At 47.2% G+C, this 20,521-nt stretch carries 14 protein-coding genes and 1 pseudogene; 6 read left to right on the forward strand and 9 right to left on the reverse strand.

The genetic code is table 11. The features are described from left to right. Nucleotides 1-47: 47 nt before the first annotated feature. Nucleotides 48-1,670 (forward strand): glycosyl hydrolase, encoded by a 1,623-nt coding sequence (locus AC0YNT_RS23275; protein WP_475806756.1) that lies wholly within the window; start codon nt 48-50, stop codon nt 1,668-1,670. Between the two features lie 191 nt (nt 1,671-1,861). Here the strand turns inward: AC0YNT_RS23275 and AC0YNT_RS23280 are convergent, their stop codons facing one another. The 4 genes from AC0YNT_RS23280 to AC0YNT_RS23295 form a co-directional block, all read right to left on the reverse strand. Further along, nucleotides 1,862-2,290: an RbsD/FucU family protein gene (locus tag AC0YNT_RS23280; RefSeq protein ID WP_167282238.1), complete on the reverse strand. Its 429-nt coding sequence runs from the start codon at nt 2,288-2,290 to the stop codon at nt 1,862-1,864. 26 nt (nt 2,291-2,316) lie between these two features. Continuing rightward, a complete protein-coding gene (locus AC0YNT_RS23285; RefSeq protein ID WP_475806966.1) occupies nt 2,317-3,801 on the reverse strand; it encodes a rhamnulokinase in 1,485 nt (494 codons plus the stop codon). Between the two features lie 40 nt (nt 3,802-3,841). After that, nucleotides 3,842-4,501 carry a class II aldolase/adducin family protein gene (locus tag AC0YNT_RS23290; RefSeq protein ID WP_475806757.1) on the reverse strand — a complete coding sequence of 220 codons (660 nt, stop codon included), beginning with the start codon at nt 4,499-4,501 and terminating at the stop codon, nt 3,842-3,844. Nucleotides 4,502-4,611: 110 nt separating this feature from the next. Continuing rightward, nucleotides 4,612-6,402, reverse strand: coding sequence for an L-fucose isomerase (locus tag AC0YNT_RS23295; RefSeq protein WP_475806758.1), 1,791 nt, complete (start codon nt 6,400-6,402; stop codon nt 4,612-4,614). A gap of 135 nt (nt 6,403-6,537) precedes the next feature. On the opposite strand from AC0YNT_RS23295, the gene AC0YNT_RS23300 reads away from it, so the two are divergent. Next, nucleotides 6,538-7,551: a LacI family DNA-binding transcriptional regulator gene (locus tag AC0YNT_RS23300; protein ID WP_167282230.1), complete on the forward strand. Its 1,014-nt coding sequence runs from the start codon at nt 6,538-6,540 to the stop codon at nt 7,549-7,551. Nucleotides 7,552-7,584: 33 nt separating this feature from the next. Here the strand turns inward: AC0YNT_RS23300 and AC0YNT_RS23305 are convergent, their stop codons facing one another. Then, the gene (locus tag AC0YNT_RS23305; protein ID WP_475806967.1) at nt 7,585-9,462 is read right to left on the reverse strand and encodes a PAS domain S-box protein; all 1,878 of its coding nucleotides are present in this window, start codon (nt 9,460-9,462) and stop codon (nt 7,585-7,587) included. Nucleotides 9,463-9,576: 114 nt separating this feature from the next. Between AC0YNT_RS23305 and AC0YNT_RS23310 the strand changes: the two genes are divergently transcribed. The 4 genes from AC0YNT_RS23310 (at nt 9,577) to AC0YNT_RS23325 (ending at nt 15,004) form a co-directional block, all read left to right on the forward strand. Beyond that, nucleotides 9,577-10,557: a substrate-binding domain-containing protein gene (locus AC0YNT_RS23310; protein WP_475806759.1), complete on the forward strand. Its 981-nt coding sequence runs from the start codon at nt 9,577-9,579 to the stop codon at nt 10,555-10,557. Continuing rightward, nucleotides 10,554-12,014, forward strand: coding sequence for a sensor histidine kinase (locus AC0YNT_RS23315; protein WP_475806760.1), 1,461 nt, complete (start codon nt 10,554-10,556; stop codon nt 12,012-12,014). The genes AC0YNT_RS23310 and AC0YNT_RS23315 overlap by 4 nt, the downstream gene beginning before the upstream one ends. After that, nucleotides 12,015-13,373 carry an AraC family transcriptional regulator gene (locus AC0YNT_RS23320; RefSeq protein ID WP_475806761.1) on the forward strand — a complete coding sequence of 453 codons (1,359 nt, stop codon included), beginning with the start codon at nt 12,015-12,017 and terminating at the stop codon, nt 13,371-13,373. A 290-nt stretch (nt 13,374-13,663) separates the two neighbouring features. After that, on the forward strand, nt 13,664-15,004 hold the full coding sequence (locus AC0YNT_RS23325) for a sugar porter family MFS transporter (protein WP_475806968.1): 1,341 nt from the start codon (nt 13,664-13,666) through the stop codon (nt 15,002-15,004). A gap of 768 nt (nt 15,005-15,772) precedes the next feature. Here AC0YNT_RS23325 and AC0YNT_RS23330 read toward each other — a convergent pair. The 4 genes and pseudogenes from AC0YNT_RS23330 to AC0YNT_RS23345 all read right to left on the reverse strand — a co-directional run. Continuing rightward, a pseudogene (locus AC0YNT_RS23330) lies at nt 15,773-16,405 on the reverse strand (hypothetical protein); the annotation flags it as partial. Nucleotides 16,406-16,507: 102 nt separating this feature from the next. Next, entirely contained in the window at nt 16,508-17,902 is a 1,395-nt protein-coding gene (locus AC0YNT_RS23335; protein ID WP_475806762.1) for a glycoside hydrolase family 32 protein, read from the reverse strand. 112 nt (nt 17,903-18,014) lie between these two features. After that, a complete protein-coding gene (locus AC0YNT_RS23340) occupies nt 18,015-18,824 on the reverse strand; it encodes a GNAT family N-acetyltransferase (protein WP_475806763.1) in 810 nt (269 codons plus the stop codon). A 155-nt stretch (nt 18,825-18,979) separates the two neighbouring features. Further along, nucleotides 18,980-20,434 (reverse strand): ABC transporter substrate-binding protein, encoded by a 1,455-nt coding sequence (locus tag AC0YNT_RS23345; RefSeq protein ID WP_475806764.1) that lies wholly within the window; start codon nt 20,432-20,434, stop codon nt 18,980-18,982. Nucleotides 20,435-20,521 lie beyond the last annotated feature (87 nt).

Consider the following 20,521-nt stretch of genomic DNA (forward strand, 5'->3'; position numbering starts at 1 on the left):
CTAACTCAGGCACACCAAACCTAATTAACTAAAGGAGGACATCACGAATGACAACTGCACGTAAGCAAGGCTGGCGTGGACTAAGCCTCATCATGTTGATGGCGCTCATTCTGGCATTGGCGGTAAATCCGCTGACACAGACCGCAAGTGCTGCAGACTCCATCCATCACTGGAAGCATTACACAAATGGCGTCGCCTACATGAATCAGGGCAAGATCAAGCTCGCTATCAAGGAATTCGAGCTGGCAGTCGCCCAGTCGGAGCAGGCTGGCTATTTGCGGAAGCTGGCTGAATGCTACACCAAGGACAACCAGTTCCAGAAAGCTGCCGATATGTATTACCGGGAAGCCAAAATTCATAAGGCTCTTGGCGAAAAGTCTGGTGATCTGAATACGTATTATGCGGTACTCGCTAAGGCGGATGCGCTAAATACCAACATTGAGCTTTATTTAGAGAAGGCTGGCGCTTCGACTGCAACGAATTCTAATCTGGCGAAATTTGAGCCAGCGTCTGGTATGTACATTGGTGCTTATGTGGAGAAAGACAGCGGTGTTGAGGATAAGAAGGATGGCAAGTTTAATGCCTTCAATACGCTTGCAGGCAAGCAGCATGCTGTGTATTTCAACTACCATAAGTACGGCAGTGCCTTCCCTTATCATTGGGCAGAGACTGTCAAGAAAGCAGGTGGAGCCATTCAGCTTGCCCTGCAGCCGGATAACGGATTAAGCGCAGTTAAAGATGATGCATACTTACGCAAATTCGCAAAGGATGCAAAAGCTGCCGGCGTTCCAATCTTTCTGCGATTCGCCTCCGAGATGAACGGCAGCTGGGTGAAGTGGTACGGTAACCCTTCGCTGTACATTGAGAAATTCCGTCTTGTATCAAAAGTGATGAAAGAAGAAGCTCCGAACGTAGCGATGGTCTGGTCACCTGCTGCCAATCCAAAGCAGAAAATCGCCTCCTACTATCCGGGGGATGACTGGGTTGATTGGGTCGGCCTCAGTATCTATAGTGTGAAATACTTTAATGGCAACGTCAAAGAGCCGGCCGATCAGGTAAATCCGCTCGATTCCATCGATTATGTATACAAGCTGTACGCTTCACGTAAGCCAATTATGGTCAGCGAATTTGGCGCTACCCATTTCAGCAAAGCAGGCAATACGTCTACGGTTAATTTTGCGATTACGAAGATGAACATGCTCTACCATGGTGCTAAGCTGAAATACCCTCGGGTAAAATCAATCAACTGGTTCAGCTTGAACACACTGACAGATTCCTATAGTGCTGAACGAAGCCTTAACAACTTCAGCTTGACGGAGAGCCCGGCATTGCTAAGCTCCTACAGCAAGATGATACATGACTCCTATTACTTGTCCAAGGTTGTCTCAGGAACCAGCAGTTACACGAAGAGTGTAACCAAGTTTGCGAACCAAGGTAATATCGGCAAACCCGCTACCGGAATCGTGTGGATAAAAACTTATGACCCTTACATCAGTAAAGTGGTCATTAAGCTCGACGGCGCTGTCGTTCTGACACGCCAGCAGTATCCATATACCTTCTCGATTCAGCCTGATAAATTAAAAGCCGGCAGCCATAAAATCGAGATCGCTGTGTTTGATTCAAAGAACCGCGTCGCATCACGCAAATCGTATACGTTTAAGACGACTTAATAATTAAAACAGACAGTGCCGAATTTCGGCACTGCCTGTAATTATTTACACTCCCACCTCTGTCTACCCTTATTAGCCCAAGCCAATTCGGCAAAACCTTTGCAGTACGGTTTTTCCTTATTTGGGTCCGAGCATAATCATCGACACCATAAAAAAAAGCTGTCCATTTGGACAGCTTTAGCTACAGATAGCTATTTAATGACGCCTTTTTTCAGAATCAAGTTGGCGTAGATCGCGCTTTCTCCTGTCGCGACAATCGCGTAGGCTTTCTTCGCACGCTCGTAGAAAGCGAATCTCTCCACTTCCTCGAACGGCTCCTCAAGCCCGCTGCGCTGCACAATAATGGATCTGTATTGTTCCCAGATCGGCGTTTCTGCCGGATCTCCGGGTACCACCTGCATGAGCGCTGCCGGCTTCTCCACGTATTGATCAAGCGGGAACAGCTGAAGAATTGCGTCGAGCAGCTCCGGCACACTATGCCCGTCACAGCGAACGAGGCGCTGCGCATGGCTTGCCGCCGGGAAGTTGCCGTCAGCAAGCACAAGCTCATCGCTATGCCCCATCTCCATCAGCACTTTCAGCAGCTCAGGTGAAATGATTTTCGGAATACCATTCAGCATTGCTCCGGTCCTCCCATGTATGCAGCCTACAGCAGCTGCTTGAATCGTTCATAGGTCTCATTCCATACTTCTAGCTCCGACGGTTCATATACCTCCACCGGGAAAGAAGCAGCAGATAGTTGTCTTGCTTCTTCCAAATCTACACATTCTCCCAGTGCCATAAATTGCGCCAGCATATTGCCGATCGCGCTAGCTTCTACCGGTCCTGCCCATACTGGACGGCCGATCGCATTGGCTGTCAGGCGGCATAGCAGCTGGTTCTGAATGCCCCCGCCAACCATATGCATCCCGCTATAGCACTCTCCCGTCAGCTTTTCGATCTGCTCCAGCGCATTTCGATACTTGAGGGCAAGGCTGTCCATTATACAACGTGCCACTGCCGACTCAGTCATTGGAACAGGCTGGCCTGTCTCACGGCAGTACCCTCTTACCTTCTCCGTCATATTGGACGGTCCGAAGAAACGCAAGTCATCTGGATTAATTAAACTCCGGAAAGCTTCCTCCTGCTCAGCCATCACAGCTAATTCAGCAAATGAATAGACGTTCCCCTGCTCATCCCATTCGCGCTTGCATTCTTGCAGAATCCACAAGCCCATAATGTTTTTGAGCAGCTGATATTTGCCGCCTACACCGCCCTCATTCGAGAACTCAAGGGCCATCGCTTCTTCAGACAGCAGTGGCTGATCGAGCTCCGTTCCCACCAGCGACCATGTGCCACAGACCAGGTAAGCAAACGGCTCTGCCTTCGCCGGAATAGCCGCCACCGCAGATTCCGTATCATGCGTAGCAACGGCAACTGCCTCCACAGACGGTATACCCAGCTCTTCACACACTTCCTCTGACAACGGACCAATACGGGTACCCGGATAAATGGGGTTAAGGAACATCTCAACCGGAATCCCCAACTGCTCCATCAAATCAGAATTCCATTGTCGACTTTCTGGATGTAGAAGCTGTGTTGTTGTCGCCATCGAAAATTCGCAAACACGTTGTCCCGTCAACAAATAAACGAGCAAATCCGGTGTCAGCAGCAAAGCCCTTGCAGCCTCCAGCTTAGGTGAAGCTGCCTTCTTCATCGCATACAGCTGATAGATGGTGTTGAATGGCATAAACTGCAGTCCACCCTGACGAAAAAGCTCCTCTTTGCCAAACCTACCAGAGACTTCTTCAATCAGTCCTTCTGTCTGGGGATCCCGATAATGATAGGGGTTCCCAAGCAGTTCCCCATTGGCATCCAGCAGGCCGAAGTCCACTCCCCAAGTGTCTACGCCAAAAGTGACGGGCTGATAACCAGCCTGGAATGCTTTGCGCAGAGCATGCTTCATCTCCTGAAGAAGCCTCAGAATATCCCAGTGCAAATGACGTCCAACCTGAACCGCGACATTCGGAAAACGGTGAAGCTCCTCCACTTCCAGCCTGCGCTCTCCGGCTTCCGTCAGCATCAGCCGGCCAATCAGCGCTCTGCCGCTGCTCGCTCCCAGATCAAATGCCAATACGGTTGTTTGCACCATACGTTTCACTCCTCTTGCAGCGGCAGCCGCCGTTCCATTGTTATTGCTGCTTCTGAAGCAGCTTAATCCGGTAAGCTTCACTTTCGAGTGAAGCAATCTCCTCAAACTCTTCCTTCGTCAGCACTTTAGGCTCTTTCACTTGGCTTGCAATAAGGAAAATCTTCGCGCTCTCCTCAACAACCTCTGTCCGGTAATAAGCTTCGCGCAAATTACGTCCCGTTGTAACAAGCCCATGATTGCCAAGCAAAATGCTGCTCGCTTCATTCACCTTAGGAGCAAGTGCGTCCGCCAGCTTTTCCGTTGTTGGCAGTACATATGGAATATAGATTGTCTTGCCTACAAGTGCCGCTTGGTCAGGGAACATAATCGGAAGATTCTCTTCCACTAATGTAAAAGCGATGCAATACGGCGGATGCGTATGCACGATAGCCCCAATCGACGGGTTCGCACGATAAGCATAAAGATGCATCAGAACCTCAGAGGAAGGACGTAGTCCGTTATCCTCCACCGCCCCCGTCTCAATATCAACCGCTACCCATTGCTCAGGTTCAATCTCATCAAGAGCAAAGCCGCTTGGCGAAAGATACATCTTCCCTTCATGCTTCGCACTAATATTGCCGCCGGGTCCAACGACCAGTTTATTAGCAACTGTCTTCCTTGCGTATTTGCAAAGCTCCTGCCGAATCTCCAATGCTCTCATCCCCTAAAAAGAATTTCCAAGTTTTTGTCCTATTACAGGACAGATAAGGTAATTCTTACTTCGTAAGCGTAACCTAAAAAGAGTAATTCTTACTTCGTAAAACTGATCTATTATTTGTACAATGGTCCAAAGTTCGAGCAAGCACGATAATCAGCAGCCTCTTTGTCGTTAGTTCCGAACAATCCCCATGCCCGTGGACGGAAAATAGCTTCTTCCGACACATTGTGCATATTGACCGGAATACGCAGCATCGAAGCGAGCGTAATTAACTCGGCGCCAATATGACCGAAGCTAATCGAGCCATGATTCGCTCCCCAGTTATCCATCACATCATAAACCGTGGTAAAAGCACCTTTGCCCGTCAGAATCGGAGCAAACCAAGTTGTTGGCCAGGTTGGGTCCGTCCGGTTGTCGAGCTTAGCATGAACGTCGCTAGGCAATTCAACTGAATAGCCTTCGGCGATTTGAAGAACCGGTCCAACTCCCTTAACGAAGTTGATCCGTGACATTGTCATTGGCATACCTCCGCGGGACAAGAAGTCGGAGGAGAATCCGCCTCCACGGAAATATTCAACGCCGGCTGGCCGCCAAGAGGTTGCTGCAAGGCAATCAGCTGCTTCCTGCTCAGTAATATCCCAGAACGGCTTCATCGCAGGCTTGCCGTCAATCTGCTGCTCACCTGTGCCATCAAGTGTTGCTGAGCCCGAGTTCAACAAGTGCAAAATGCCATTAGCTGCGTGACCTTCAAGCTTATGTCCTGTTACGCGCTCCACCGAAGCCGGGCTCCAGTAAGTCCGCACATCGGCGAAAATTTGCGGAGTATTCGTCAGCAGGTAACCAAACAGCATCACGACACCATTCAGGCTGTCATTTTCCGTAGCTACGATAAATGGAGGACGTATTCCGTTCCAGTCAAACGATGAATTCAAGATCGCTTCCATGAAATCGCCATTCGGGAAATGATCCGTCCATTGCCGTTGTCCCTGGAAGCCGGACACAACCGCGTTATGGCCCATCGCTTCTTCGCCAAAGCCAAGCTCCGCAAGACGAGGGTTGCCGATCATCAAGTCACGGGCGATGATTGTCATTTTCACAACGGTCTCCCAATCCTGATCTTTCTTCTCGCGAGAGGTTTGAATCGCGGCTGGGTTATTGTCCGGTCCTTCCACGCAGTTCTCTTTCACCCAAGACAGTGCTATCTCAAATTCAGCAGGATCATAGATCTGTTCTTCGAAGCGGCGGACAAATTCGGACATATCGATATATTCCGTGCGCATACCAAGGTATTCCTGGAAAAAGGAATCGCTTACAATTGAGCCCGCAATACCCATGGACACCGAGCCCATTGATAGATAGGATTTGCCGCGCATATATGCTACAGCAAGACCAGCTTTCGCAAACGACAACAGCTTTCCTCTTACATCATCAGGAATAGTGGTATCTGTTGATTCCTGTACCTCTTCACCATATATACCAAACGCCGGAATCCCTTTCTGGGCATAACCCGCGAGTACGGCTGCCAGATAAACAGCGCCTGGGCGTTCGGTTCCGTTAAAGCCCCATACCGCATTCGGGATAGAAGCATTCATATCCATTGTTTCCGTACCATAACACCAGCATGGCGTTACCGTTATCGATACCCCAACATTTTCACGGGCAAATTGATTTGCGCATGCAGCAGCTTCTGCCACACCGCCAATCGTCGATTCTGCAATGACACATTCAACCGGCTCACCATTCGGATAGCGCAAATGTTCAGAAATCAGATTAGCTACCGATCTTGCCATGTTCATCGTTTGTACTTCAAGAGATTCGCGAACTCCCTTGCGTCGTCCGTCTATCGTAGGCCGAATACCGATCTTAGGAAAACCATTCTGAAAGCGATAAGCAATGTCCGTCATAAATACCCCTCCAAATGAATGAATAGTGTATATAAAATGTTACCGATAACTCTAATTTAGCAAGACCTACTGTTGCTGTCAATCGTTTTCTCTTGTAAGATAAAAGCATGAATTGTCGATGAGGAGTAGTAGTGTATGGTTACAATCTATGATATTGCGGAGAAGGCCAATGTATCCGCAATGACCGTTTCTAGAGTTATCAATAACACAGGCAGAATAAGTGAAAAGACGAGGGCAAAAGTCAAAAAGGTGATGGAGGAATTGAACTACGTTCCTAACCAGATGGCCCGCAGCCTTGTGCTGCAGCAGACCCGAAGCTTATTCCTGCTTATTACCGATATTACGAACCCCTTCTATACAACGCTGTCGCGTGGTGCAGAAGATGCTGCAACTAAAAACGGCTATCGCCTGCTGTTTGGCAACAGTGATGAAAACCTCGATAAGGAAGCCGATTATATTAACACGATTCTGACGACTCGCGTGGATGGCGTGTTAATTGCCCCAGCAGGAGATCCGTCTCAGCCCCATCTCGAATCGTTACAGCGGCATAACATTCCGTTTGTGTTGCTGGACCGAGAAGTACCTGGCGTTGAATGTGATATTGTGCTTGGAGATAGCAAGGAAGGCGCTAGGGGGCTAGTCAACCACCTTGTGCAGCAAGGGCATCAACGAATTGCAATCGTTAATGGTTCGGATACGATATCTAGTGCGAGGCTTCGACTGGAGGGCTACAAGGAAGCACTTATCTTGAATGGACTCACCTACGACGAGAAAATCGTATTCGAGACGAGCTACGGGCCTCGTAATGATCTGTCGGAGATGGAGGCTTGGCTGGATTCGCTTCAACCACTTCCAACGGCTGTCGTCGCCGGCAATAATGTGCTGGCAATTGAAGTCATCCGTCTGCTGCGGAAGCGGAGTCTCCGAATTCCAGACGATATCTCGATCGTCTGCTTTGATGATTTTGGTCCCTACTCCGAAGTGGATCCGTTCATGACGGTCGCCGCCCAGCAAGCCTATCAATTCGGTTATCTTGGCATGCAGATGCTAATTGACCGTATTCAGAACAAAGAGGAAGCCGGTCCTTGGAAAAAAATCGTCCTGCCCGCGGAATTAATTATCCGCCGGTCCGTATCTCCTATCCAATAGATAAAAGGCTGAGCGTAATCGCTCAGCCTTTATTTATTTTTCTTCCATATTTAACGGCAGGATAATCTCAATCGTTGTTCCTTCGTCAGGAACACTCGATATGTTCATTAGCCCGTGATGAGCTTCAATAATCCGTGAGCTGATCATGAGGCCAAGCCCTGTTCCCTTTTCCTTGGTCGTAATAAAGGGTTGACCAATCTGGCGGATAATCGTATCCGGAATCCCCATTCCCTCATCACGAATCGTAAGCCGCACCTTCTCCTGATCGGGCTCCATAGCTACTGAAATCGTAATTTGTCCTCCCAACGGCATCGCTTCAATCGCATTTTTAATAATATTGATAAAGACCTGCTTCAGCTGGTTCTCATCACAATAGATGGACGGAATACAGTTCTCGAACTCCGTACGGATCGATACATTCATCAGGATTGCCTGCGTCTCGAGAATCGAAATCACCGCATGCAGAATATGATCCAGCCTTCGTGTACTAAATTTGGAGAAATGCGGCTTCGCAAGGGTCATAAACTCATTGACGATAAAATTAATCCGGTCAAGCTCGTTGGTCATAATGTCATAGTAGAACGAGTTCCCCTCGGCTTTCGATTTGAGCAGTTGGGTAAAGCCTTTGAGTGCGGTTAACGGATTACGAATTTCATGAGCAACTCCTGCCGCCAACTGTCCAATAACTGACAGCTTCTCGGAACGGACAAGCATCTCCTCTGAACGCTTACGATCCGTCAAATCCCGAATCACGGTCAAGATGACCATTTTGCCCCGGTAATTATGAATCCGGATGCTCGACATCTCAACATCAATGGTCTGTCCATCCTTGCATAGCAGTTTATTCTCAATAAAAATCGTCGGATCATCGGTATGTATAACTTTGTTCAGGACATCCATAAGATCACGGCTGTATGCCGGGTCTACATAATCAAGAATTGGTCTCCCAACCATCTCGGTATCATCTACTGCACCAATCAGCTTCACTGCTAATTTATTTGCATAGACAATCTCACCGTTGTCGATCAAGACAATCGGCTCAGGAAGGAACTTGATAATCCGTTGATACATATTAGCGTTGTCACGAAGCGAACGCTCTTTTTGCTTCTTGACCGTAATATCCTGAACCGTGCCAAGCAGTGCCGATCTTCCTTGGAAAGAAATCAAGCAGGAGTTACCCTCGAGGTGAACAGGAGTGCCGTCCTTCTTCACCCCAGTAATATTAAAATGATAATAGATCTGCTTTTGCTCTATTAAAGTTTTCTCTGCATCACGCACAACTTTTTCCAGCTCGCCAGGCATCATCAACTGAGCCATATCAACCTGCAGCATTTCTTCATTCGTATACCCATAAAGGGCAGACAGATAGGGATTCGCATACAGAATACGGCCATCCTGCCCGACGAATACGCCAGCAAGCGCACTGTCGGCCAAATGACTATATAAACTTTCCGCTTCGAACAAGGACGCCTCCATCTTAATGCGATCCGAAATATCTCGTTCGATGCCAACCAATCCAATCAGCTGTCCTGTTTCATCCTTTAGGGCGGTAATGGTAAGGCTAATATAGACCAATGTACCGTCCTTGCGCAGCTTGAACGTTTCCTGCTCACTTAAGGAATCCCCTTGTTTCACCTTCTCGATCATTATTCTTCTTTCTTCCAGAAGATGTACCGGTGTAAAACAACAGGGCTTTCCTATTAGCTCCTCTCTAGACCAACCGTGGAGCGCCTCGAATCCGGGATTTACGTCTAGAACGTTCTCATCCAAATCTATCACGACAATCCCGTCCGGGATATTTTTCCATATGGATTCCATAAAGGAATGCTTCATTATATGACCATGCTTGTCCATTCGAATATTTTCCACCTTTTCGAAGTCAAAGTGATCGCTTTTCAAACTATTCCACATCACGTCGTAATCCCCTGCTAAATAGAACGTTGAATTTACATTAATTTTGGGTTTATAGACCATTCATGTATAATGTGGCTATTATTCAGTCAGCTGAGGAGAGCTTTGAGCACAATGGCAAACCGGAGAAGATGGAACATCGGCGTTCTTCTATTACTTATTATATTTGGATATGTACTCGTACAATTCTACTTGTCTACTGAAAGGATCAGAGGACTTGTAACCCCGCTTGAGGCAAGCGAAGTGGATCACACTAAGCTTCAGATTGCCCTTATTTCACAAGAGCTGGACAATCCGTTCTGGCGATCCGTCGAGCAAGGTGCTTTGAAAGCAGCTACGAAGTTTGAGATGGAACTGCAGTATATGGGGCCTTTTCGCATTAATGCAGTAGAGCAGATGAAGCTATTGGAGAAAGCAATCGCCTCCAAGATGGATGCAATTATCCTCCAAGGCATCGGCTCAGAGCAGGATAAGCTGTTAATCGAAAAAGCGAATATGCTTGGCATTCCCGTCATTACAGTAGATACCGATGAGCCAGGCAGTAAGCGACTTGCGTACGTCGGCACGAATAATACCTATGCCGGTCAAGAGATGGGTCGTCTCCTTGCAGGAGGTCAGGACAATCCCAGCGGGGTGATTGGCGTCTTGATCGGAAGCCAGGAAGCTGCCAATCAGCGGCTCCGTCTAGAAGGATTCAAGTCGGTCATCAAAACCTACCCAGGGCTGTCGATTGCCGAAGTGCGCTCATCGAATATTTCACGCCTTCAAGCTGCACAGCAATCCGAGCAAATGTTGAAGGAGCATCCGGAGATTACTTATATGGCAGGCTTCAGTTCTCTTGACGGGATCGGCATGGCAGAAGCTGTCGCCAGGATAAAACCCGCAGGCGTGGAGATTTATGCTTTTGACGACTTGGAGGATACGCTCACCGCTATACACAATAAGCAGATCAAGTCCTCCATTGTACAGCAGCCTTCTCAAATGGGCTATGAAGCCATGTCTCTCTTAAATGATTATTTCCATGGACATACCGTTACTCCTGAGCAGTACACTCCTATTTCCGTCATTACAGGTCAGGAGGTGACTGTCCCATGACACTGCGCAAAAAGCTGCTGCTCTTTATTCCGCTGCTAGTCCTGCTTACAAACGGCGTTACTTTCTTCCTATTCGAAAGCACCAAAACTGTACAGCACAGTTATAATACGATGATGGACCGCATGCTTCTATATACCCAGTCAACGCAAACCGCCGATGATAATGTCCGGGCTTTGTACACCTATTTGCTAAATCCCGAAGAAAGCAGCCAATTGACACTTCAGCAGCAGCAGGCTGCCCTTGCTCAAATCCAGTCGAGGCTGGCAAGTCAGCAAACCGAAACGGATATATCTGGTGTCCTGCAAGGATATATTCATATGCTTGAAACGCTTGAGGAACAAGAGCAGGCAGCACAGCAAAAAGCTGACACGAGTAAGTCAGCAGCATTAGCTGAATCACTGACTCATTATGAGGATGCGGAGCAGACAAGCTCTTTTATCCGGGAGGAAGAACGCCGTCTCATTGATCTGGAACTTAGTGCTTATGAGCCGGTATACCGAAGCATTCAATTGGAAATCGTACGAATGGACTGGCTTGGACCTACTGCATTTATCATCAATACCCTGCTCAGTATAGTGCTTGCGTTATGGATTTCCAGAAGTATTACTGAGCCTGTAGACCGACTCGTGCTTACTGCGCAGCATCTGTCCAAAGGACATCTGGATGCGGATTACCTTCCGGAGCAATCAGGCGACGAACTCGGGATCTTATCTGAAGCTTTCCGCCATATGATCAATGACCTGAAAGTGGCTGTCAGCCGAGATAAAGATCGTCTGGAATCTGAGCGCCTCGTCAAAGAGCTTGAGCTTCAGGCTTTGCAAAGCCAAATAAATCCTCATTTTTTATTTAATACCCTTAATGTACTATCCAAGCTGGCGCTGCTTGAAGGAGCGGATCAGACAAGTGATCTGATTGTGTCCATGTCCAAGCTGATTCGTTATAATCTGAGCCAGCTTGATCGTCCGGTTACACTTGGGGATGAGCTGCGGCATGTTCAGGAGTATTTCACGATACAACAGGCCCGCTTCCGCAATCGAGTAGAGATTCAGCAGCAAATTGATGAGTCTGTACTAGGACTGCTGATCCCAGCTCTTACAATTCAGCCGCTTGTCGAGAATGCCTTTGTTCATGGCGTTGAACGGATGGAATCGGGCGGAGTGATAAAGCTGGTTATGGAACAAGCAGATGAAGGTGTTCGAGTTAGGATAACCGATAATGGAATGGGGATGAGCGCCGTAGAGCGTGATGCTCTGCTTGCCCTTCATGAGCCGCCTGTTCCCGCACCTGCGAAGAAAAACTCCATGGGTTTTGGTACACGAAATGTCATTAAGCGGCTGCGGTTATTTTATAGCAGTCAAGATATTGTCTATATTGAAAGCGAACCAGGACGAGGAACATCCGTTATTCTCCTCCTGCCGGCAACAGACAACCTAGAGCAGAAAGGAGAGAATGTCTAGATGTATCGTCTATTGATCGCCGATGATGAAGCGCTTGAACGAGAAGGGCTCGAGCATTTGATTCACCGAATGCTGCCAGACATGTTCCAAATCGCCCATGCTGATAATGGCCGAAGAGCGATTGAACAAGCAGAAGAATTCCGGCCGCATATCGTCATGATGGATATTAATATGCCCGGAATCCAAGGTCTGCAGGCCATTCGAGAAATGAAATCCATGCTGCCCGATACCAAATTTATATTGGTGACGGCCTATGATTTTTTTGCCTATGCCAAAGAAGCGGTCTCGCTTGGGGTGAAGGAGTACATCGTAAAACCTGCAGGGCGGGATCAAATCTCCTCTACCTTAACCCAGCTCATCGAAGAACTGGAGCGCGAAAAAGGTAAGCGTATCGAGGAGCTTCACCTAAGGGATAAAGTATCTCAGCTGCTGCCGCTGGTGGAAAATGAACTATCCCTCTTGTTTATGGTCGATCAAGTGATGAATGCGGATGAAGAGAACTTATCCGATTGGCTGGACTTCCCGTTAGACGAGGGCTGTGCGGTAGTGGTTGCCTTTCCTAGGCAGATCTACACCCTGGATAAGAAAAAATTGTACGAGACATTCCGCAGCTATGCAAAGACTTATGGAATCACCTGTATTGTCAGTTCATTAATCGACTTACATATGGCTGTTTTTATCCGAAATCATACGCAAGAATCGAGCCTTGTCTGGAAACAAAGCATTAAGCAGTTTGGTGAGAAACTCAGCAGCCTGGCCGAACGGCAATTCCAGCTGACCATTACCGTTGGCATCGGTTCTATGCAGACAGGAGCTGATGGCTGGCGCAAATCATACTTCGAAGCCGTATTTGCTTCGGACGATGATAGACATTCCGGTAAGGTCATTGATTTCGAGGAGGTTCTGAAGGAGGGTTCTTCACCAGCTAACGATGGGACTCTTCGCGCCCCCGCTCCTGAGGACAACTCGGATGAGCATCGATCGTATGTGATCTCGGCCCTTCAGCGGATTCGGGAGCAGCGTGAGCAGCAAACGATTAATGTGATCGATAAAGCCAAACAATATATCGAGCAGCATTTTACCGAGGAACTGTCACTTGAGGATACCGCCGAATATGTTCACCTCAACCCCCATTATTTCAGTAAGGTGTTCAAGCAGCAGGTCGGGGCAACGTTTATTGATTATTTGACCGGACAACGAATTGATAAGGCTAAGCAGTTGATTGTATCTGCCGACGAACTTGCCTTAAAAGAAGTATGCTTCGAGGTTGGTTATAAGGATCCGAATTACTTCAGCAGAGTGTTCAAGCGCGTGACTGGAGTCACTCCGACGGAATACCGCAGTCAAGCAAAAGGATAAGGATATACAGGGAGTTCATGCCAATGGTGCATGGACTTTTTTGTTGGGCAAACTAATAAAATGCTACTCGTTCCTAGCTGCTGGATTCAAGGCTGGGATTGCCGCTTATTCGATGCTGAAACATCACAAATATGTGCTGTCGAATGCCCCCTAAAGCTTGCAGATCCGGTGTTATAATGAGGTTCGTTCTTAAAAACATAACATCCATTTATTCAAATTGTCTTGGAAGGGGAATAAATAAAGTGAGCAACCTAAACACTAACCTCTCTGCAAATGCCGGCGGCAAAAGCATGAAGTTTGTTACGCTCGTTTCGATGATTGCCGCTCTCGGCGGATTATTATTTGGCTTCGATACCGCAGTTGTGTCTGGGGCAATTGGATTTATGCAAGACCGTTTCGACTTGAATGAGGTCGCAGTCGGCTGGGCCGTTTCCTCGCTCATTATCGGTTGTATCGTAGGCGCTGGCTTCTCTGGCGTACTAAGTGACCGCTTCGGACGTAAAAAAGTACTTATCGTCGCAGCAGCCCTATTCGTTATCGGTTCGATCGGCTCTGCGATTCCGGATACGTTCACGATGTATATTATCGCTCGTATGATCGGCGGTCTTGGTATCGGGATTACATCCACCCTATGTCCACTGTATAATGCGGAGATTGCACCTGCAAAATACCGCGGTCGTCTCGTTGCCTTAAACCAATTCGCTACCGTAACGGGTATCTTCCTTGTGTACTTCGTCAACTCCGGTATTGCCGGCTATGGCGATGATGCTTGGGATATTGCGAATGCATGGCGCTGGATGTTTGGTGTTGGCGTTATTCCGGGTGTTATCTTCTTCGTCCTGTTGTTCCTTGTACCTGAAAGCCCAAGATGGCTGATCAAGCAAGGCAAATCGGAGCAAGCGTTAAACATCCTGCTTCGAATTCATGGCGAGGCTGACGCGAAGCAAGAAGTGCTTGATATTAAAGCATCCTTCGCAGAAGAAAAAGGCAGCAGGTTCAAAGATATTTTCCGCCCGGGTGTTCGCTTGGCATTGATCGTTGGTGTTGTGCTTGCTGTTCTTCAACAAGTTACAGGTATCAATGCGGTCATGTATTACGCGCCTGAAATTTTCAAATCGATGGGCTCTGGTACAGATTCGTCTCTTGTCCAAACGATTCTTATTGGTCTCGTTAACTTCCTGTTCACAATCCTCGCGATTTGGTTGATTGATAAAGTTGGCCGTAAAGTATTGCTGCTGGTTGGTTCGTCTGTGATGACCATCTGTCTGGCGGTTATCGGTATTGCGTTCCATACTGGTCATACAACAGGCTCGCTTGTTCTGATCTTCATTCTGATCTATGTTGCGGCGTTTGCTGTATCACTTGGACCAGTTGTATGGGTTGTCTTGAGTGAGATCTTCCCTAACCGTGTCCGCGGTAAGGCAACAGCAATAGCGTCCATGGCTCTGTGGATTGCCGACTATGTCGTATCGCAATCGTTCCCGCCAATGCTGGATTCCGCAGGTCCTGCAATCACGTTCTGGATCTTTGGTGCGATGTCGCTGGTTACGTTCTTGTTTACGATGCGTGTCGTTCCGGAGACAAAAGGTAAGTCGTTGGAGGAAATCGAAGCGTCTTGGAACGGGAAGTAAAAGGAGTGTTCGTTCATTTGGACGGGGTGTGCTGGCAAAGGTGAACGCTTAAAAACTTTCTGAAAGAAAGTTACTTCGGAAGCATATGCTTTCCTCCACGAGATACCCCTTTCCTCAACACGATTACCTTTTTAAATATATAAGCAGAAGAGCAGGGCGGATGATTTCCGCCCTGCTCTTTTTTTATCAAAAAAAGTTAATTCCAAACGGAGCATTTCGAATGATTCTGGAGAAGCACAGAACATGCTTACGAAGTAGCTTTCTTGCAGAAAGCTTGAAGCGTTCGCTTTTGCTCTGGGATTCCTACCCTATTAAATAAATTCAAAGGAATCCCAGAGCAATGGCGATCGGAAGAACATTCGAATGCGTAGTTTCGCAATTAACGCCAGATCGCTGGTTTCAGCTTCTAACGAATCGTGATATCGCTATTACGCCTTATTAGCTGGAGAAGCAGGTTGTTTTTGAGAAATAGCATGATTACGATTCGTTAGAAATCCATAATGCCTCGTTTGAGCCAAATAAGCGTTCTACGATTCGTTAGAATAATCATCCGCCTGTAGATTCAGCCCACTTCATGAATCGCTCCTCGGCTTCTTCATTTGATTTCACATTACAGATGAAGACACCTCTAAAGTCCTCCACGTTCGGGTCTACATAAAATAGATCCATCGTACCGTCCACTCTCTCCCAGGCAATGCCTTCTTTATCACGGGCCCAGTCACCGACATGTAGATGTTTTCCGGTATAATAAATGTCCTCTCCTGAGAAAAAATCGACCAAAGGTGCCAATGGATTGCCGATGGACACCTGTAACTCTTGCGATATTCTCTCGGCAGCTTCAACCATTGATAACTGGGCCACCGAGATTTTCGTATCTGGATTTAATTCAAAGTGAGCTCTCAAGTAATCAGCTATACCATCACTGTACTGCTCTTTATCGCCTTGCATGAGGAGCTTGAAGCTGTTCTCAATAACACGGACTTCAATATCAGGTACCAGTTGATTCTGCCATGAGGCAAACTGCTTCAGCCTGTTCATGGTGCCTTCCACAGTTGCAGAATTCGTAAATAGCAGAATTTGCGGCTGTGTTATTTTACAGAGGTGGCTGAAAAAGGGCTCGTCAATTTTTATGATAGGAATAGAAGTCTCAAGGTGTTCCTCTTCGAGGAGCGCTATATAATTTGTGCACGTAATTAGAATCGCGTCTACACCAGACTTAGCCATCCATTCGATCTGTTCAATGACTTTATGCTTGGCTTTCTCCAGATCAAAGTCCTTATCATTCGATATCCTGTACATTAGACCAGGGTCAACAAAATGTATCAGCTCTACCTTTGCGCCAACGGCTTGCTCGATATATGCAATGTTGGAATGATGTGCGTGCAAACAGCCTATCATCATCTCGTTCACCTTCCCGCTTCATCTATGACTTAGGAATTATCATACATGATAATCGCTCTCCAATAACAATAAAAAGGCACCCTCAATCGGATGCCCTTACCTTTAAGCGCGAATATCCGCTGCTTTCATCTCCCAAACTTGCATGTTAGAAACAATCACTTCACTGCTGCTCGAACGCAGCGCAATGCCATTGCTGTCTTCCAAGGAAGGATAAACTCTAGCCGTGAGGCAGGTTTCGTCATTCACAAACACTTCGATTATGGATTGATCTGCGAAGATTCGCAGCTTGATAAGTTCAGCACCATCTGTATACGGTAGTTCTCCCTTTACCGGGGACTTATGTACGTTAGGGTATAGACTGGAATGGGTGCGGTCGATCGTGATTGCATTCGAAGCCGCATCCAGATGGATATCCGTATGCTCTTGTCCACATGCCGAAGCAAAAATGGATAGAGTCAATGTGTTATTTTCCAGCGTACGTGGATCGATCTCAAGTAAGCACTCAAAGGACGTGGAGTGTAATCCTGTACTTAGCTGACCGACACGAATATCATTAAAGCTGCTGTTCTCGCCTCTCAGCTCCGCAAGCTCTGGAACAGGCACCATAGAGAGAACACCATTTGGCTTCAGATCAACAATACGTGGCAGCGCTAATGCTCCAGCCCAATTCAATTCAGCAGGGAAGTCTTCACCTCGATTACCTTCCGGCACCCATCCAAGCAGAACACGGCGCCCTTGCTCATCAACAAATCCGGTAGAGGCATAAAAACCATCCCAGCCGCCATGGTCAACTGTACCATGCTTTTGAATATCCGTTAGACGATCACCGTTAATCTTCCCGGAAATATATCGTACCTGACTGCTTGGAGAATAGAACAACACCACTCTGTCATCAAAACGGAAAAGATGCGGACATTCCCAAATCCCTTCATCCCCTTGATGCAGTAATCCCTTGAAGCTCCAGTTCTCCAAATCGTCAGAATGATAGATCATAGCACAGCCCTTCTCCTCAAAGGTGCCGCCGAGAATCATACGCCATCCATCCTGCTCCTTCCAGACGTATGGATCTCTCCAATCCTTAATTTGAAGCCCCCCGTGTAGATCCGAGGTAAGAACTGGATTTATGTCTGGCTTATGCCAAGTCCGCATATCCGTGCCCTTAGCCATCCACTGCTCGGCACCATGAGTCGGATTTCTATCACCTTCACCAATACTCGTATAGAACAATGCCACCTCATCACCATTTACAACAGAGCAGCCGGAGAAACAATGAGATTCTCCAAGCTCGTATGAAGGAGCTAGTGCGGGCGATAGATGAGTCCAGTTCACCAGATCAAGGCTTACTGCATGCCCCCAGTGAATGTCTCCCCACTCCGGTTTCGAAGGATTATGCTGGTAAAACAAATGATACTCGCCGTTCAACTGAAAAGGGCCATTCGGGTCATTCATCCAATTATGTGGTGACGTAAAATGATACCTTGGTCTGTAACGATCCATGTTCATCTCTCCTGTCTGGATTGACTATCCACTTCGTATGTTGCTGAAACATTTCGTTTACATACCCAATATATACGACATATTAAATATGTCAATACCTATCTCATCTAAATTATTTACCCGCCCATGTTGCTCTCGTATAACCGATTCTCAGTCCCGCTCTTTCCATATTATTTTGGCTTGTGGAAGCATAAGCGGCCTGTCCAACAACCAGCTCGCAGCCTGCAAGTGCAGCTTCATAAATGCGCTGATTCAGAAACGCCGTTTGTAAACCGCGCCTTCTAAATTCCGGTATCGTAGCCGCAAAGGTGAGGGAAGCCATATTGTTGTTGATGTACATGACAGCAACACCGGCGGGCTGATCATCCACGTACCCAATGAAGAAGCGCCATCCTGAGCGGTTATACAATACTCGATTGTTGTCAGCTACATGACCTGCTCCATCTACGTTTAGTCCGGTGCCCAAACAATGTAATCTTCCGTAAAGCTTGAACTCATCCTCATTCAATTCACGGACCGTAATCCCGCTTGGATAGGATGGCTTGTCCACACTTGGAACGCCATACAGTGTTGTATGAAAACCAGCTTGATGAAAACCATGGCCAGTTAAACAGCTGAATAACTCTCCATTCGCCTTGCTTGGACTAATTTCAAATTGAAACGGACGGCTTCGCTCACGATAGAATCGAATCATCTCATCGATGAGTCCAATCTCCCCTGCACCAATTCCTTTTACTGTATTAAAACTGCCCCATGGCATTTCTTTCACATAATAAGCTGTAGCCCCGCCAAATGGCTGAACATGAGCCCCCATTGGATTTCCTTCCCGCTCCCTAATGGCAAGCACCCTAGAGGTCATATAATCAATCTCAGACTGCTCCAAACGTCCAGCTAATTCTTTTGTTACGACAGGAAAATGCACTAATGTTCACTCCTCTTTCAAATCGATGTGTAGGGATATATTCTCCGTCAATCCAGTTTTTCCCTTCGAAATATAAAACAGCCGCGCAGAGTGAATGTCATCTGCACGGCCGTTATTGTTTTTACTGCTGAGGTAAGGAGATACTCCCGTCCTTCTTAAGGTTTAATTGCATCATAATACTTCGTTTGCATTTCATTTGCTGCAGCGTCGAGTTGGCCTTGAAGGTCAGTACCCTTCTTCGAGAATACTTCTTGCAGCACGTTCGTCATAGAACCGTAGTATTCTTGCGTGTTGTATTGAGCTTCAGGTTTGCCGTCCAGAAGAGCATTGGATTCTGCGTTGTATTTGTATACGTTGTCGTATTTGTCGAAGATCGCTTGTGCACGTTTGCCATACTCCGATTCTGGGCTGAAGTAGTTAATGTGCGGCGGGATAAAAAATTTGCCTTCAGTTTGACGCGCTTGAATGTCTTTTTCAAGCGATGCCAGGTAATCGTCAGTGAAGTAGTCGAACGTGATGTAACGGAATGCCATTTCTTGCTCATCTTTTGTTGCGTTCGGGTTGATGACCAGGTAGTCGCCGCCGAGTACGCCTGTATGTTTGCCGCCTTTATCAGCAGCAGGCATTGGGTACGTCAGAACGTCTTCAATTTTCATGCCGCCTTGGTTAAGAGCTTGCTCAAGTACGCCTTCAGCACCAGCGATAACCATTGCTGTACGTCCTTGACCAAATGCGCCTACTGCATCACCCCAGCCAAGTGCCCAGTCTTTCGGAATTACATCTGCATCCCATCTCAGCTTGTTATAGAATTCAAGTGCTTTAGCGCCTGCAGCAGAGTTGAATGCTGAAGTTACTTTGCCATCAGCGATCGTTTGGATCTCGCCGCCAGCTTCGAACAAGAAGTTAGTCCAGTTCCATCCAGCTTCATTACCTTTACCCATTGGAGCGATACCAGCGATGCCTTTTTTCGAATCAGCTACGCCTTTTGCTGTGTTCAGCATATCGTCCCAAGTCCAGTCATACGAAGGAACCGCCACGCCTTTATCATCGAGCATTTTTTTGTTCAGCACAGTTGTTGTTACATAACCCTTTTGAGCAACACCGTACACTTTACTATCAATGATGAATTGGTTTTGGAGGACAGGGTTGATTTGATCTTTGAACTCGTAGCTGTTGTAAAGATCTGTAATATCAGCTGCCCAGCCTTTTTCTACGAGGAATTTCGCTTCTGTTGCATAGGTGTTGAAGAAAGTTGGCGCTTCGTTCGCTGCCATTTTGATGCCAATCTCGTTTGGTGCATAATGCCAGTCGCTCTTCACGATCTCAACGTTAGGATATACTTTGTTGAAACGAGCGATCTTGTCATCTTCAAGCTTACGGTTCTCCACTTGGTCAGGAAGCGGATAATAAATGCTGATTTTAACTTTCTTTTGTGTAATATCTTCTGTAGCCGCAGGTGTATCTGTTGCTGTATTTGTGCTAGCGCTTGCATTACTCTCCGCAGGCTTCTGGTTGCCGTTGTTCGAGCTGTTATTATTGTTGCTGCCGCAAGCAGCAAGCATCGAACAAAGTAAAACAACACTTGCTGCCATAACAAAGTTCTTTCTCATTGAAACTCCCCTTCTCGAGTTAATTTATTTGCTGCTCCCTCATCATAGTTGAGAGTCGAGGGAGCCTGCGAGGTGTATTCCTATTCC

It is taken from the genome of Paenibacillus sp. J22R56 (assembly GCF_056269375.1).

What these genes read in the sequence shown, in the direction of transcription:
- AC0YNT_RS23275 (WP_475806756.1), top strand. Translation starts at nt 48, where the DNA reads ATGACAACTGCACGTAAGCAAGGCTGGCGTGGACTAAGCCTCATCATG.
- AC0YNT_RS23280 (WP_167282238.1), bottom strand. Translation starts at nt 2,290, where the DNA reads ATGCTGAATGGTATTCCGAAAATCATTTCACCTGAGCTGCTGAAAGTG.
- AC0YNT_RS23285 (WP_475806966.1), bottom strand. Translation starts at nt 3,801, where the DNA reads ATGGTGCAAACAACCGTATTGGCATTTGATCTGGGAGCGAGCAGCGGC.
- AC0YNT_RS23290 (WP_475806757.1), bottom strand. Translation starts at nt 4,501, where the DNA reads ATGAGAGCATTGGAGATTCGGCAGGAGCTTTGCAAATACGCAAGGAAG.
- AC0YNT_RS23295 (WP_475806758.1), bottom strand. Translation starts at nt 6,402, where the DNA reads ATGACGGACATTGCTTATCGCTTTCAGAATGGTTTTCCTAAGATCGGT.
- AC0YNT_RS23300 (WP_167282230.1), top strand. Translation starts at nt 6,538, where the DNA reads ATGGTTACAATCTATGATATTGCGGAGAAGGCCAATGTATCCGCAATG.
- AC0YNT_RS23305 (WP_475806967.1), bottom strand. Translation starts at nt 9,462, where the DNA reads ATGTGGAATAGTTTGAAAAGCGATCACTTTGACTTCGAAAAGGTGGAA.
- AC0YNT_RS23310 (WP_475806759.1), top strand. Translation starts at nt 9,577, where the DNA reads ATGGCAAACCGGAGAAGATGGAACATCGGCGTTCTTCTATTACTTATT.
- AC0YNT_RS23315 (WP_475806760.1), top strand. Translation starts at nt 10,554, where the DNA reads ATGACACTGCGCAAAAAGCTGCTGCTCTTTATTCCGCTGCTAGTCCTG.
- AC0YNT_RS23320 (WP_475806761.1), top strand. Translation starts at nt 12,015, where the DNA reads ATGTATCGTCTATTGATCGCCGATGATGAAGCGCTTGAACGAGAAGGG.
- AC0YNT_RS23325 (WP_475806968.1), top strand. Translation starts at nt 13,664, where the DNA reads ATGAAGTTTGTTACGCTCGTTTCGATGATTGCCGCTCTCGGCGGATTA.
- AC0YNT_RS23335 (WP_475806762.1), bottom strand. Translation starts at nt 17,902, where the DNA reads ATGGATCGTTACAGACCAAGGTATCATTTTACGTCACCACATAATTGG.
- AC0YNT_RS23345 (WP_475806764.1), bottom strand. Translation starts at nt 20,434, where the DNA reads ATGAGAAAGAACTTTGTTATGGCAGCAAGTGTTGTTTTACTTTGTTCG.